16 protein-coding genes are annotated in these 15,031 nt (G+C 51.7%); 14 read left to right on the forward strand and 2 right to left on the reverse strand.

Annotated elements, in window-relative coordinates:
* Positions 1-27: 27 nt before the first annotated feature.
* Positions 28-1,167 carry an acyl-CoA dehydrogenase gene (locus EG028_RS09490; RefSeq protein WP_120516141.1) on the reverse strand — a complete coding sequence of 380 codons (1,140 nt, stop codon included), beginning with the start codon at positions 1,165-1,167 and terminating at the stop codon, positions 28-30.
* 206 nt (positions 1,168-1,373) lie between these two features.
* Here EG028_RS09490 and EG028_RS09495 point away from each other — a divergent pair, with 206 nt between their 5' ends.
* The 6 genes from EG028_RS09495 to EG028_RS27670 all read left to right on the forward strand — a co-directional run bounded on the left by EG028_RS09495 (position 1,374) and on the right by EG028_RS27670 (position 5,592).
* Entirely contained in the window at positions 1,374-2,045 is a 672-nt protein-coding gene (locus tag EG028_RS09495; RefSeq protein WP_120516140.1) for a YggS family pyridoxal phosphate-dependent enzyme, read from the forward strand.
* A 9-nt stretch (positions 2,046-2,054) separates the two neighbouring features.
* On the forward strand, positions 2,055-3,284 hold the full coding sequence (locus EG028_RS09500) for a TlpA disulfide reductase family protein (RefSeq protein WP_120516139.1): 1,230 nt from the start codon (positions 2,055-2,057) through the stop codon (positions 3,282-3,284).
* Positions 3,285-3,382: 98 nt separating this feature from the next.
* Complete coding sequence (locus tag EG028_RS09505) at positions 3,383-4,633, forward strand: serine hydrolase domain-containing protein (RefSeq protein WP_120516138.1); 1,251 nt, start codon at positions 3,383-3,385, stop codon at positions 4,631-4,633.
* 171 nt (positions 4,634-4,804) lie between these two features.
* On the forward strand, positions 4,805-5,143 hold the full coding sequence (locus EG028_RS27825) for a hypothetical protein (RefSeq protein ID WP_206614418.1): 339 nt from the start codon (positions 4,805-4,807) through the stop codon (positions 5,141-5,143).
* A gap of 3 nt (positions 5,144-5,146) precedes the next feature.
* Positions 5,147-5,401, forward strand: a complete 255-nt coding sequence (locus EG028_RS28065) for a type II toxin-antitoxin system RelE family toxin (protein WP_120516137.1) — start codon at positions 5,147-5,149, stop codon at positions 5,399-5,401.
* A 14-nt stretch (positions 5,402-5,415) separates the two neighbouring features.
* Entirely contained in the window at positions 5,416-5,592 is a 177-nt protein-coding gene (locus EG028_RS27670; protein ID WP_162946398.1) for a hypothetical protein, read from the forward strand.
* A 134-nt stretch (positions 5,593-5,726) separates the two neighbouring features.
* Here the strand turns inward: EG028_RS27670 and dcd are convergent, their stop codons facing one another.
* Positions 5,727-6,263 (reverse strand): dCTP deaminase, encoded by a 537-nt coding sequence (dcd, locus tag EG028_RS09520; protein WP_120516136.1) that lies wholly within the window; start codon positions 6,261-6,263, stop codon positions 5,727-5,729.
* A 72-nt stretch (positions 6,264-6,335) separates the two neighbouring features.
* Here dcd and EG028_RS09525 point away from each other — a divergent pair, with 72 nt between their 5' ends.
* The 8 genes from EG028_RS09525 to lpdA all read left to right on the forward strand — a co-directional run bounded on the left by EG028_RS09525 (position 6,336) and on the right by lpdA (position 15,023).
* Positions 6,336-6,965, forward strand: a complete 630-nt coding sequence (locus tag EG028_RS09525) for a 4'-phosphopantetheinyl transferase family protein (protein ID WP_120516135.1) — start codon at positions 6,336-6,338, stop codon at positions 6,963-6,965.
* Positions 6,966-6,972: 7 nt separating this feature from the next.
* Positions 6,973-7,479: a shikimate kinase gene (locus EG028_RS09530; RefSeq protein WP_120516134.1), complete on the forward strand. Its 507-nt coding sequence runs from the start codon at positions 6,973-6,975 to the stop codon at positions 7,477-7,479.
* Complete coding sequence (locus EG028_RS09535; protein ID WP_120516133.1) at positions 7,472-7,858, forward strand: DUF423 domain-containing protein; 387 nt, start codon at positions 7,472-7,474, stop codon at positions 7,856-7,858. The genes EG028_RS09530 and EG028_RS09535 overlap by 8 nt, the downstream gene beginning before the upstream one ends.
* A gap of 7 nt (positions 7,859-7,865) precedes the next feature.
* Positions 7,866-8,930: an alpha/beta hydrolase family protein gene (locus tag EG028_RS09540; RefSeq protein WP_120516132.1), complete on the forward strand. Its 1,065-nt coding sequence runs from the start codon at positions 7,866-7,868 to the stop codon at positions 8,928-8,930.
* Between the two features lie 2 nt (positions 8,931-8,932).
* The gene (locus tag EG028_RS09545) at positions 8,933-10,003 is read left to right on the forward strand and encodes an alpha/beta hydrolase family protein (RefSeq protein ID WP_162946396.1); all 1,071 of its coding nucleotides are present in this window, start codon (positions 8,933-8,935) and stop codon (positions 10,001-10,003) included.
* Positions 10,004-10,045: 42 nt separating this feature from the next.
* Positions 10,046-12,649 (forward strand): FtsK/SpoIIIE family DNA translocase, encoded by a 2,604-nt coding sequence (locus EG028_RS09550; protein ID WP_120516130.1) that lies wholly within the window; start codon positions 10,046-10,048, stop codon positions 12,647-12,649.
* Between the two features lie 131 nt (positions 12,650-12,780).
* Complete coding sequence (locus EG028_RS09555) at positions 12,781-13,458, forward strand: LolA family protein (RefSeq protein WP_120516129.1); 678 nt, start codon at positions 12,781-12,783, stop codon at positions 13,456-13,458.
* Between the two features lie 158 nt (positions 13,459-13,616).
* Complete coding sequence (lpdA, locus tag EG028_RS09560; protein ID WP_120516128.1) at positions 13,617-15,023, forward strand: dihydrolipoyl dehydrogenase; 1,407 nt, start codon at positions 13,617-13,619, stop codon at positions 15,021-15,023.
* Positions 15,024-15,031: the final 8 nt, after the last annotated feature.

Here is a 15,031-nt window from a genome sequence, read left to right on the forward strand (position 1 = left end):
ACGATAAATTCCAACGTCTAACCGGGTTTATCCCAGTATGCTGCGGCTGATCACGATCCGCTGAACTTCGGACGTGCCTTCGTATATCTGTGTGATCTTCGCGTCGCGCATGAGGCGCTCCACGTGATATTCTTTTACATAACCATAGCCGCCGTGCACCTGCACCGCTTCCGTGGTCACCCACATAGCGGTTTCGGAGGCAAACACTTTTGCCATGGAGCCGCTGAGGGTATAGTCCATTTGATTGTCCTTTTCCCATGCTGCGCGCAGGCACAGCAGCCGGGCGGCTTCTATGCGGGTGGCCATATCCGCCAGTTTGAACTGGATGGCCTGGTGCTGGGAGATCTCTTTCCCGAATGCTTTTCTTGTTTTGGAATATTTTAAAGCAAGCTCGTATGCGCCGCTGGCGATGCCCAGGGCCTGGGAAGCAATACCGATGCGGCCTCCGCCCAGTGTTTTCATGGCGAACTTAAACCCGAAACCATCTTCGCCGATACGGTTTTCCTTCGGCACCTTCACGTCCTGGAACATTACGCTGTGCGTATCGCTGCCACGGATGCCCAGTTTGTTCTCTTTCACGCCAATGGTAATGCCTGGTGTGTTTTTCTCCACGATCAGCGCATTGATGCCTTTGCTGCCCTTTTCGGTGTGCGTTTGTACCATAACAAGGTATGTGCTGGCGGAATTACCGTTCGTGATCCAGTTTTTGGTGCCGTTCAGGAGGTAATGATCGCCTTTATCTTCACCGATAGTACGCTGCGAAGTAGCGTCGGACCCGGCTTCCGGCTCGCTGAGCAGGAATGCGCCGATCACTTCGCCTTTTGCCAGTGGTACCAGGTATTTCTGTTTTTGTTCTTCCGTACCGTAGGTTTCAAGGCCCCAGCATACCAGGGAATTGTTCACGCTCATCACGACAGATGCGGAGGCGTCTATTTTGGAGATCTCTTCCATGGCCAGCACATACGAAACTGTGTCCAGCCCGGCGCCGCCGTATTTAGGGTCAACCATCATGCCCAGGAAGCCCAGCTCGCCCAGTTTTTTGACTTGTTCCGTAGGAAACTTCTGGTGCTCGTCGCGTTCAATTACGCCCGGCAACAATTCGTTCACCGCAAAGTCTCTTGCCGCTTTTTGGATCATCAGGTGTTCTTCCGTTAACTGAAATTCCATGTAAAATTTGTTTTAGGATAAGATTGTTGGTGTCTACAAACCTATTTTAAAATGAGGATGTAAAAAAATCACCCTGTCAGAATTTAACGGTAACAAGCATTTCCCCGGTATTGTTGAATATTTTGCAGCATTCAGGCCGGATTTATGGGGCTTTTACATTTCCGGCCGCGCTTTAAATGCTTAAAGTCTATTATTTTTGTAGGAATATGGCAGTGAATTTTAACAACTACCGGCAGGTGCAGCAGCAGCTCGAACCCTACCATGCCAGGCTGGTAGCGGTATCAAAAACCAAACCCGTTGAAGATATCCGGGAACTTTACACAGCGGGCCAGCGCATATTCGGTGAGAATTATGTGCAGGAAATGGTGGAAAAGGCCGGCCTTCTCCCGGAAGACGTGCAATGGCATTTCATCGGCCATCTCCAATCCAACAAGGTGAAATACATCGCGCCGTTTGTGAGTATGATCCACGGGGTGGACAGCCTGAAGCTGCTTTCCGAGATCAGCAAACAGGCCCTGAAACACAAACGGGTGATAGACTGCCTGTTGCAGGTACACATCGCCACGGAAGAAACCAAGTTCGGCCTGGATGAAACGGAGCTGTTCCAGCTGCTGGACCAGGCGGGGAGCCTTTCCGGCATACGCATCACCGGCCTGATGGGCATGGCCAGCAATACGGACGATGAAACGCAGATCCGTAAAGAATTTGCGGGCCTCAAAATCCTGCGCGATACCATCTGGGAAAAATATTTCCCCGGCACGGCGTTTTTCAAAGAATTATCCACCGGCATGAGCGGTGATTATAAACTCGCGCTCGAAGAAGGCAGCACGCTCGTACGCATCGGCAGCCTGCTTTTCGGTGCAAGAAACTATGCTTAATCAGACACTATGAAAAAATTAATGATCGCTGCCATGATAGGCCTGGCCGCATGCAGCGCGGAAAAAAAGGCAACATTAGCCACCGGCCCCTGGCAGGCTCACCTGCTGCGGGAAGACGGCGGGGATATCGTGTTTAACTTCGACCTGGCGGACAGCTCCGGTAAAAAATCCATTCACATCATCAACGCCGGCGAACGTATGCTGGTGGATGATGTAAGGCAGGAAGGAGATTCCGTGTTTATCCGTATGCCCTTTTTTGATTCCGAATTTAAGACCGCATTACAGCCGGACGGCAGCCTCCAGGGGCTGTGGATTCGCCACCTGGCAGACAAGGACGTGAGTATCGCGTTCAAGGCCATACCGGGCATCGCGGACCGCTTTCTGACCGCCAGCCCTTCCAAGCATAATGTGTCCGGCCGCTGGCCTACTTATTTTACCTCGGCAGATGGGAAGGATACGAGCTTTGCCATCGGTGAGTTCGCACAGAACGGCAGTGAGGTGACCGGTACCTATCTCACCACCACCGGCGATTACCGTTACCTGCAGGGCGTTGTGGACGGCGATACGCTGAAACTTTCCACCTTCGACGGGTCGCATGCCTACCTGTTCACCGCCAAAGTGGAAAACGATTCCACCCTCAGCAGCGGCGTGTTTTTCGCGGGTATCACGAACAAAGAACAGTTCACCGCAAAAAAAGACAGCTCCGCCAAACTCCAGGACGCCACCACCATCGCCACAGTGAAAGAAACCGGCGCCACGCTGGATTTCAGTTTCCCGGATGTGAACGGGCAGAAGGTATCCATCAAAGACGAACGGTTTAAGAACAAAGCCGTGATCATCCAGATCTCCGGCTCCTGGTGCCCGAACTGTATGGACGAAACCGCTTATCTCAGCGACTGGTACAAGCAGAACAAAGACCGTGGCGTGGAGATCATCATGTTGTGTTACGAACGCACGACTGATTTTGATAAATCAAAAAGCGCGGTGCAGAGTTTTATCAAACGGTTTGATGTAACCTATCCTGTGCTCATCACCGGCGTAACACCTTCAGATCCGCAGAAAACGGAGAAAACACTGCCTCAGCTGACGGCGCTGAAAGGTTTCCCCACGACCATTTACCTGGACAAAACAGGCAAAGTGAAAGAGGTGCATACCGGCTTTAACGGTCCTGGTACGGGTGAACATTACGAAACCTACAAAAAGGAATTCAACCACCTGATGGATGGGCTTCTTCAGTAACGTATACACGGCATTTCATCACGAAAGGGCGTCCTGTTATCAAGGCGCCCTTTTTTTATGCGTAATTCCGCGTTATATTTCGGATATCAATCACGTTTATGAAAACAGTATTCCTTTTCCTTGCCAGCGTTTTGATTATCATGCCCTGTATGGCGCAGCAACCGCTAAAGCCGGCAACGAACGCCGCGGAGGCAGGGTTTTCCGCCGAAAGGCTCGCCCGTATAGACAGTTTTTTTAACGACGCTATTGCCAAAGGTTACGCGCCCAACGCGGTGACTTTTATCGCCCACAATGGCCGCATTGTGCATAACAAGGCGTACGGTTACAGCAATATTGAAAAGAAAACACCGGCGCGCACGGACGACTTTTTCCGCATTGCTTCGCAGACCAAACTGGTGACCACCATTGCCGTGCTGATGTTGTACGAGGAAGGAAAACTGTTCCTGGACGATCCCGTGGCCAAATTCCTGCCCGAGTTCAGGGATATGCAGGTGCTGGACAGTGTGGACAAAACGACGGGCCAGCCTGTATTGCATAAAGCAAAAAAAATGGTGACCATCCGCCATTTGTTGTCCCACACCGCGGGCATTCCCTACCAACACCCCACGCACAAGGTGCCCGGTGGCGCCCTCAGCGACCTGGACGGGCTTACGCTGGACTCGCTTATCAGGCAGGTGGCGGCGCGCCCGCTGGTGCATGAGCCTGGAGAAAAATTCACCTATGGTTACAATACCGATATTGCCGGGAGAGTGGTAGAAGTGATCTCCGGTCAGAATCTGAGCGACTTCTTTGCCAGCCGCATCTTTAAGCCGCTGGGGATGAAAGACAGTTATTTTTACCTGCCCGCTTCCAAAGCCGGCCGCCTCGTGGAATTGTATTCAAAAGGAAGGATGAACGACCCGATCACACTCAGCGGCAGCGTGGGCAATCGTACTTTCCCGATTGGGGGTAAACAGACGCTGTTCCTCGGTGGCGCGGGCCTGGTGTGCACTGCGTCGGATTATGCGATCATCTGCCAGCTGATACTCAACGGCGGCAGTTACAATAATGTGCGCCTGCTTTCCCGTAAAACGGTGGACCTGATGGGCCGCAACCAGATCGGCGATAACTTTGTGTGGGACCGCAACGATAAGTTTGGCCTGGGTTTCCAGATCATTACGGACGATACGCGGTATGGGGATCAGGCCAGCCCGGGGTCGCTTACCTGGGGCGGCGCTTATTGTTCAGAGCATACGATAGACAAGAAGGAGGGCCTGATCATGCTGGTGTTTACGAATGTGAGCCCTTACGCATGGTATGGCGATTTTGTAAGGAAGTTCAGGGTATTGACGTATGGGGCATTGGAGTGAAATTTGCAATTTTTTGCTTTGAATATCTCCGAGTTTCGGAGAGTTTCTCGGATGTTTGGACCGGATGGAAAACTGGTTTAAATTGCTTTCGAAATACCAGTGGGGCGGCGATTTGCAGAGGAAGAATTTTACTTAAGGCATACTGTTCTTAATTAAAGTAACTTTGTTGTTATGACTACAACCTCAGCAAATAAAAAAGCGTTGAAAGACGCAAAGAAAAACAAACAGTCAGCGCCCAAAAAAGATGCAAAAAAAGCATCGAAAACCACTGGTAAAAAAGATTCGTTAACCCGTAAAGCGTTATTAATGAAAGCTCAGTTTATCACTGACAGCTCCGGAAAAAAAGTAGCAGTAGTGTTGCCTGTCAAAGCATTTGAAAAAGTGATGGAAGACCTGGAAGAGTTGGATGACATCCGTCTTTTCGACCGTGCCAAACGATCTGCCGCCAAGGGCGTGCCTATGAAGGACGCATTCAGCCAGGTGGAAGCCAGGCGGGGTAAAAAAGCCTGATAAATGTACCGGGTATCAATCCAACCGCGGGTGCTAAAGTTGCTCGAACGGATGGATGACCCTGGCTATACCAGGATCAAAACAGCGATCGCCGCCTTGGCGTTTAATCCGCGCCCGCATGGATACAGAAAATTGAAAGGCAGGGAGGGTTACCGTATCCGGGTAGGGGATTACAGGGTCATTTATACAATAACCGATTTTATACTTTCCGTGGAAGTGCTTGATCTTGGCCACAGGAACGAGATTTATAATCAATAAAAACGAGGTTTTTTATGCTTTCAGGGAATATGAAAAAAGATAAAAAAGAACCATTCACTTTTAAGGTGACAGTTTGCAAAAACATGCAGGACTACAGCAAGGAACCATATTTCGTAAAAAGGCTGGAAGCTGCCAGGGAAGCGATAAAAAAATGGGGCGTGCCGGAGCAAATTCTTACCGGTAAACATTAGTTGCATAAACACCGCCAGTGAAAGTGTGTTTTGGGGAAGTGCTTAACCTTGGCCACGGGATTTACAATCAAAAAAAGCGGCCCCTTCACTAGAAGCGCCCGCTTTTTTAAGGATATCTTGAATTTGAGTGTGTCTTAAAATTCGTTCTTCCACATCATACTTTCCACCGGCCGCACCGTTCTGCCATTGTATTTCGCATTGCCTTTTTTGTTGTAAAGGATTTCGATCTCGCCTTCTACCGCGAAATAGATCAGCTGGCCGATAGGCATGCCCGCGTATATACGCACGGGTTGGGCGCAGGAAATTTCCAGCGTCCAGGTGTTGCAGAACCCAACGTCTCCCTTGCCGGCGGTGGCATGGATGTCTATACCCAGGCGGCCCGTACTGCTTTTGCCTTCCAGGAACGGCACATGCGCATGGGTTTCCGTGTATTCCAGCGTTACACCCAGGTACAGCGTGTTTGGCTGGAGCACAAAACCTTCGTCAGGAATCTCAAAATGCAGGATCTCGTTATGCCTGCGGGCATCCAGCACCCTGTCCGCATAAGTAGCGAGGTATTTTCCCAGGTGCACGTCGTAGGAATTGGTGCCCAGGTATTTGCGATCATAAGGGCTGATCACGATAGTGCCCTTTTCAATTTCCTCTAAAATCCTTTTGTCAGACAAGATCATGATGTGTGGTTTGTTTAGGTTTAGGCCAGTTGGGTATTTCCGTTTAAATTCGCGTTTAATAGCGGCGAATTTATGGCTTTAATACGAACGATACAAATTGACCCCGCCACGAAGCTGGGAGTGTGGAAAATTGGTGAAGAAGAAGCTTTTTTCAGGGCCGCGGTCAACATCGAGCCCGGTGTACACCACCCCCACAAGCGTCTCCAGCATTTTGCCGGCCGTTATCTCCTCCAACTGCTGTTCCCGGACCTCCCCGTGAACGAAATCCGCATCCTCGAAAGCAGAAAACCGTATATTCCCGGAAATCCTTATTATTTTTCCATCTCGCATTGCGGCGATTATGCCGCCGCCATTGTGAGCAAAAGGGAACATGTAGGCATTGATATTGAAAACGTTCAGCCAAAGATAGGCCGTGTGGCGCATAAGTTCCTCGCCCCCAGGGAAGTGGAGTTTATGTCCGCAGCCAATAAACTGCAGCACCAGACCGTCTGCTGGTCCGCCAAAGAAGCGGTCTACAAATGGTACGGGCTCGGCGGGCTGGACTTCAAAGCCAATATGCAGCTGCAATCCTTCCTCTTTCAACCCGCTGGTTTCATCACCTGCGACTTCCTGAAAGACGACCGGATCGCCTGCCTGGACCTGCAATACATCCTGGAAGATAACCTATGCCTGGCCTGGACGGCGGGGGAAAGAAAACAATAAGACAAACATGAAAGTATTTCTGCTCGGTTTTATGGGTGCCGGAAAATCCTATTGGGGCAAACAACTCGCCATACACTGGAACCTTCCTTATTTTGACCTGGACGATGTGATCGTGGAAAGGGAGGAAATGTCCGTAGCCGAGATCTTCGCGGAAAAAGGCGAAACCTATTTCCGGGAGCTGGAAGGCAAAGTGCTGCGCGAGCTGGCGCTGGACAACGATGAATTTCTCATCTCCTGCGGCGGCGGCACGCCCTGTTTTTCAGACACGATGGACTTCATGAACAGCGTGGGAACCACGGTGTGGCTGAACCCTTCCGTGCCCGTAATGGTGGAGCGGCTCCAACGGAAACAGGCCAAAAGACCCCTTATCCAGGATATGTCTGCGGAAGACCTCGCCGCCTTCACGGAGAAAAAATTAATGGAACGCCAGTCTTTTTATGAGCAAAGTCAGGTGATCATCAGCGACGATGAGATATCTTTGGAAACTTTTGATAAATTGATCCCGCATGCATAAAACATTTCTCATATGGGCGGCGCTTTTGGGCGCACTGGCAGTGATCCTTGGCGCATTTGGCGCGCATAAGCTGAAGGAACTGGTGCCCCCTGAAACCGTGAGCACCTTCCAGACCGGCGTTACATACCAGTTTTACCATGTCTTTGCTTTGCTGGCCGTGGGTATCCTGTATGCGCATACGCCCGGGCCTCAGCTGGTATGGGCTGGCAGGCTTTTCCTGGCAGGGATACTTCTGTTCTCCGGTTCCCTGTACGTGCTTACCCTCCTGAAAGCCACCGAAACAGTGGGGCTCCGCGGCATCGGCGCCATTACGCCCATTGGCGGGCTGGCGTTTATTGCCGGATGGGTATGCCTTTTGCTGGGCATTCTCAAAAAATAAAGTTTGTATGATCAGAAAGGCCACCCTATGCCTGTTTTTATTACTGTCCGCCACGTCGTATGCCCAACAGAAGGGTGCATATAAAGACGTCAGCATTCCCAACAAAGACATTACGCTTTCCGGCACGCTGATCATTCCGCCCGGGGACAAACCCGTTCCCGCAGTGATCCTCATTTCCGGTAGTGGCCCGCACGACCGGAACGAAACCATAGCAGGCAAAAAGCCGTTCCTCGTGATCGCGGAATATCTTACCCGGCGCGGCATCGCCGTGCTCCGGTACGATGACCGCGGTACCAGCCGTTCCACCGGCGATTATGAAAGCGCCATACTCCCCGACTTTGCCGCTGATGCGCAGGCCGCTTTTAATTTCCTCAGGAAGGAACCGGGCATCGACCCCGGAAAGATCGGCATATTGGGCCATAGTGAAGGCGCTATGATAGGGCAGATTATGGCAGCAGGGGAGAAATATCTGGGATTTTTTGTGTCCATGGCCGGCCCCGCGCAGGACGGTATCCTCATGGCGAAAGAACAATCAAACTTGCTGTATAAAGACCTGCCCGCGGCCGAAGGCAAAGTGCTGAGAGATATCATGGACACCCTGCGCCAGGTGGTGCTGGAGGAAACAGATACCGTTGTTATGAACAGCAGGATCTTCAATTTTGTCGGGAAACAATACGACAGTGGCGAACTAGGGCTGGGCGGGTTGATCACCAAAGAACAATTTGTGGAGATGTACATCGCGAATTACAGACGGCCTGGTTTTAAGGCTTTGCTGCTGCATGACCCCACGAAATTTTACTCCCGCATCAAATGCCCGGTGCTGGCCGTCAACGGGGATAAGGACGTACATGTGGACTGCGAGGCTAACCTGCGTGCATGGAAAACCGGCCTGACAGCCACTGGCAACTCCAGGGTAACCATAAAAGCCTTCCCCGGCCTCAACCATCTTTTCCAGCGTTGTAAATCCTGCACAATATTTGAATACGGAGAGCTGCCTGAAACAATATCTCCCGAAGTTCTGGCGTATATTCAGGAATGGATAGCCGTACAAACCGGCCTGAAAAAAAGTTAAAAATGAAACTGAGCACGCTCTGTTTATTGTTCCTTTTTCTTTGCCACGGCGCTTTTGCGCAGGAGGCAAAGCCCGCTGTGGAATACATCAGCGAGGATGTAACGTTTCCCAACAAAGTTGATTCCATCACACTGGCGGGCACTTTTTCATTTCCGCAAACCAATGGAAAATTCCCGGCGGTGATCATCATCAGCGGCTCGGGCGGCCAGAACCGGGACGGGCTGATGCTGGGGCATAAACCCTACCAGGTGATCGCGGACCATCTTACCAAAAACGGCTTTGCCGTGCTGCGTTACGACGACCGTGGGATAGGAGCCTCCACCGGCGTAATGAAAGGGGCAGATATCGCGGATTTTACCCGCGATGCCAAAGCCGCGCTGGTTTACCTCCGCAGCCGCAAAGAGGTGGATACAAAAAAGACCGGTATCATTGGTCATAGCGAAGGCGGCGCCATCGGGCTGGCGGTGGCGGCGGAAGACCCTTCATTGGGTTTCCTGGTTTCCATGGCGGGACCGGGCGTGGACGGCGTACAGATGATACTGGCCCAGACGGAAGCCATCTACCGGAATATGGGCATGAAAGACAGCATGGTGCGGATCAAAGTGGCAGAGCAGCGGGCTATGGTCACGGCCATTGCAGAAGAGCCGGATACCGCGAAACTGAAAGCCCGGATCGCGGAGAACGCCCAAATACAATACGCCGCAAACCCTTCGCTGAAGCCGTCAGTGACAGAGGATAACTATACAAAAATGCTGGTGAATGCCTACATGGTACCCGAGTACCTGTCCATCATCCGCTTTGACCCCGCAAAATATTATCCTTCCGTGAAATGCCCGGTGCTGGCCATGAACGGAGCGAAAGACATACAGGTGATCAGCAGTGTGAACCTGGCGGGATGGCAGAAGGGCATCCGCGGTGTGACCATCAAAGAGCTGCCGGGCCTCAACCACCTGTTCCAGGAGTGCAGGACCTGCAGCGTACAGGAATACAAAACCATTACACAAACCATATCCCCGGCCGCTCTGGACGAACTGACCAGTTGGGCACGGCAAATTACCGGGCTGCAGAAATAATTTCCGCGATTGCCCGGGCAATAGTTAATTTTGATTTCGATTATGGCAGGTAACAAACTGAAATCAGAGAAGAAAGAACCTAAAAAGAAAAAAGAGCAACTACCCGATCCAACCACCCTGAAGCCCGATAAGGAGCCTGAAGTGAAGGTGAAGGAACTGGTGAAGGACGAGCGCACCCATAAAGTACTGGGCGCTTTTTTCCTGTTGCTGGCATTGTACTGCTTTATCGCTTTTACTTCCTACCTCTTCACCTGGGAGGAAGATTTCGATAAGGTACACCGGTATTCTTCTTCGGTGCTGTTCAGGCACGAAGTGGAGGTGGACAACCTGCTGGGCCGCCTTGGCGCTTTCACTTCCCACTGGTTTTTCTTCAAAGGGTTTGGCATCGCTTCTTACCTGTTCTGTTATTTCTTTTTCATTATTGGTATCAATTTCATTGTAGGCCGCCGCGTGTTCCGCTTCTGGCGCAATGTGAAATATATCATTTTCGGATTGCTGTTTATCAGCATGACGTTTGCATTTCTTACCGGCAAATCCACCTTCCCCTGGGGCGGCGCGATGGGCGATGCCCTGAACCGCTGGACCAGCGGCTTCCTCGGTAAGACTGGCGCGGGTTTGCTGCTGCTGGTGGCCGGGCTTAGCTGGATCATCTGGAAGTTCAACGTGGATTTCAAATGGCCCGAAAAGAAACCCAAACCGGTGAAGGAAAAAGAACCCTTTGCAGGATTTGGCGAGCCGGATGAAGAAGAGGAAGGAGAGCCGGCGCCGGTATTTACGGCGCCCGCAAAGAGCAACGCCATGAAAGGCGATGGAAGCCAGATAACGGTCATCCCGCCCGCGGAAGAGGAGGACTTTGAGCAGGAGCTTCAGCTTATCGAAAAAGAAGAACCGGCCGCGAAGGTCATTACTTATATTCCGCCCACACCTGTACCGGAACCAGAGCCCGAACCTGAAGAAGAGCTGGTCATGACCATGCATGAACCGGAGCTTGAACCCGAACCTGAGATATACACGCCTCCGCCTGTTTCCAAAAAGAACACCGAAGCAGCAGAAGTAGCTTTCGAGATCAAACCGGTGTACGAAGATCCTTCGGATGAAGAAGTGGAAGAAATTGTACCCGTGCGCGAAGCCGTGCCCGTAGACCCCTACGAGCCCACCCTGGACCTGCGGGATTACAAATATCCTTCGCTGGAAATGCTGGAAAACCATGGATCGGATAAGATCGTGCAGGACACGACTGAGCTGGAAAAAAACAAAAACCAGATCATCGATACGCTGAAGAACTACGATATCGCTATCCAGAAGATCAGCGCCACCGTAGGGCCCACCGTAACCCTGTACGAGATCGTGCCCGCCGCAGGTGTACGTATTTCAAGGATCAAGAACCTGGAGGACGATATCGCGCTGAGCCTTTCCGCGTTGGGCATCCGCATTATTGCGCCCATCCCGGGCCGTGGTACCATCGGTATCGAGGTGCCGAACGTGAAAAAGACGATCGTGTCCCTGCGCAACATGCTGGCCTCCGACAAGTTCCAGCACAGCCAGATGGACCTGCCTATCGCCATCGGCAAAAAGATCGACAACGAAAACTTTATCGCGGACCTTGCCAAGATGCCCCACCTGCTGATGGCGGGCGCCACAGGGCAGGGTAAATCGGTGGGCATCAACACCCTGCTGGTATCGCTGTTGTATAAAAAACATCCTTCGCAGCTGAAGTTTGTGCTCGTGGACCCGAAAAAAGTGGAGCTTTCGCTGTACAAACTGATCGAAAAACACTTCCTCGCCAAACTACCCGGTGAAGAAGACGCGATCATCACAGACACCAAAAAGGTGGTGCATACGCTCAATGCGCTTTGTATTGAAATGGACCTGCGTTATGACCTGCTGAAAGAAGCGGGCACCCGCAACATCCGGGAATACAACGGCAAATTCACCCAGCGCAGGCTCAACCCGCAGAAAGGCCATCGTTACCTGCCGTTTATCGTGCTGGTGATAGATGAGTTTGCGGACCTGATCATGACGGCGGGCAAAGAAGTGGAAATGCCGATCGCCAGGCTGGCGCAGCTGGCCCGTGCCGTGGGTATCCACCTGATCATCGCCACGCAGCGCCCGTCTGTGAACATCATTACGGGTACGATCAAGGCGAACTTCCCGGCGCGTATCGCATTTAAAGTATCATCCAAAATAGATTCCCGCACCATCCTGGACATCGGGGGGGCGGAGCAGCTCATTGGCCAGGGGGACATGCTGATCTCCTTTAACGGGGAGCTGGTGCGCCTCCAGTGCGCATTTGTGGATACACCCGAGGTGGAAAGAGTGGCCGAATTCATCGGTGAGCAGCGTGGTTACCCGGATGCGTTCCTGCTGCCGGAGTACATCGATGAAAAGGACATGGAAGGCAAGGACTTCTCCCTGGCGGACCGTGACCCCCTCTTCGAAGAAGCCGCCCGCGTGATCGTGCAGAACCAGCAAGGCTCCACTTCGTTGCTCCAGCGGAGGATGAAGCTGGGTTACAACCGGGCGGGCCGCCTCATGGACCAGCTGGAGGCAGCCGGGATCGTTGGCCCCAATATGGGCAGTAAAGCGCGGGAAGTGAACGTTAAAACCGAAGCGGACCTCGAGGAAATCCTTAATAGTATGTTATAATTTAAGCCAACTGTATTGCATACTTCCGCATTTGGCGGAAATAAACGAATTTTGCATTTTTTTAACATGGCGGTATAAACTTACCGGCATAAGATTTGGTCTAATTCCCTACAACTACAACATTTAAATTTATGATGATGAAGAAAACGGTATTAACGGGTTTGATCATGTGCGGGATGGTAATAGGCGCCAGCGCCCAGGCCCCAGCCCAGTCGCTCGGTAAAAACGACCCGAAGGCCAAAGTGGTGCTGGACGGCGTGAGCAAAAGGTTCAAATCCCTCAAAACTGTTATTGCCAATTTCATACTCAAGGTGGAAGGCGCCAATAACAGCGTGAACGACACCAAAAAAGGCTCCGTTTATGTAAAAGGACCTAAATACAAGGTGATCATGGACGGGCAGGAGATCATCAGCGACAACAAAACGTCCTGGACCTACGCCAAAGACGTGAACGAAGTGACGATCAGCAACGTGGACCAGAGCAACAGCAGCATGACGCCCGCCAAGATCTTCACCAACTTCTACGACAACGACTTCCTGTACCGCCTGAACGGTGAAACCACCGAAAAAGGCAAGGTATTGCAGAATATAGAACTGACGCCGACCGATAAATCCAAAAACTTCTTCAAAGTGCTGGTGGACGTGGACAAAAAGAACCAGACCCTGGCCCGTATGAAGGTATTTGAGAAAAACGGCAACAGGTATACCTACGAGATCACCAATTTTACGCCCAACGGTGCTGTAAAAGACGATCTGTTCACCTTCGACGCCAAAAAATACCCTGGTGTGGAAGTGGTAGACCTCCGGTAGTTAAACCTTTTCAGCATAATAGTCAACGGCTCCCGTACTGGGGGCCGTTTTCATTTACGGACGCGAGTCTCCGCCCAATGTCATCTGTCTGCCGTAACTAGCAGAACTTTACTTTTTTTTGCTACATTTGCCAAGTTTTATTCTAAAAATCAAGCAATATGGCATACGACGTAATCGTAATTGGTAGCGGCCCCGGTGGATACGTGGCGGCTATCCGGGCTTCTCAACTGGGATTTAAAACAGCAATAGTAGAAAAGGAGAGTTTGGGCGGTATCTGTTTGAACTGGGGTTGTATCCCGACCAAGGCATTATTAAAATCCGCACAGGTAGTTGAATACATCAACCATTCCAAGGATTACGGCGTAACCGTGGAAGGTTCCGCGGTGGATTTTCCCGCCGTTATCAAACGCAGCCGTGGCGCGGCCGATAAAATGAGCAAAGGCGTTCAGTTCCTCATGAAGAAGAACAAGATCGACGTGATCATGGGCACAGCCAAACTGAAAGCCAAAGGCCAGGTGGAGATCACCGATAAAGACGGTAAAGTATCCGTTCAGGACGCCAAACACATCATTCTCGCCACAGGCGCTCGTGCACGTGAACTGCCGAACCTGAAGATCGACGGTAAGAACGTGATTGGTTACCGCCAGGCGATGAACCTGCCTACCCAGCCTAAAAGCATGATCGTAGTAGGTTCCGGCGCTATCGGCGTTGAATTTGCTTACTTCTACGCAGCCCTGGGCACCAAAGTGACCATCGTTGAATTCATGCCGCGCATCGTGCCGGTGGAAGACGAGGATATCTCCAAAGAGCTGGAAAAGATCTATAAGAAAAAAGGTATCGAGATAATGACCAACGCCAGCGTGGAAGCGGTGGAAGGCACCAAGAACGGCGTAAAAGCCAAAGTGAAGACCGCCACCGGCGAAGTAACACTGGAAGCTGACGTAGTACTGAGCGCTGTGGGCATTTCCGCCAACATCGAAGGCCTGGGCCTCGAAACACTGGGCGTGAAGACCGATAAAGGCAAGGTTCTTGTTGACCCGTACTATTCCACCAACGTCCCCGGCGTATATGCCATCGGCGACATGGTTCCGGGCCCGGCCCTGGCGCACGCAGCTTCGAAAGAAGGTATCGTTTGCGTGGAGCAGATCGCTTACAACGAAAAGAAATACGACCACAAACCCCACCCGATCGACTATAACAATGTTCCGGGCTGTACTTTCTGCTCTCCCGAGATCGCTTCGGTAGGCTACACCGAGAAACAGGCCAAAGAAGCCGGTTACGAAGTGAAAGTGGGCAAATTCCCGTTCACCGCATCCGGCAAGGCTGTGGGCGCGGGCGCAACCGAAGGTTTCGTAAAAGTGATCTTCGATGCCAAATACGGCGAATGGCTGGGTACCCACATGATCGGAATGAACGTAACAGAAGCCATTGAGCAGACCGTTACCGCCCGTACCCTCGAAACCACCTATATGGAAGTGCTCAACTCCATCCACCCGCACCCGACCATGAGCGAGTCAGTGAAAGATGCGATCGAAGTGGCTTACGGCGAAGCAATTCACCTGTAAATCAAACG

This window comes from Chitinophaga barathri, assembly GCF_003807585.1.
GTDB lineage: Bacteria > Bacteroidota > Bacteroidia > Chitinophagales > Chitinophagaceae > Chitinophaga > Chitinophaga barathri.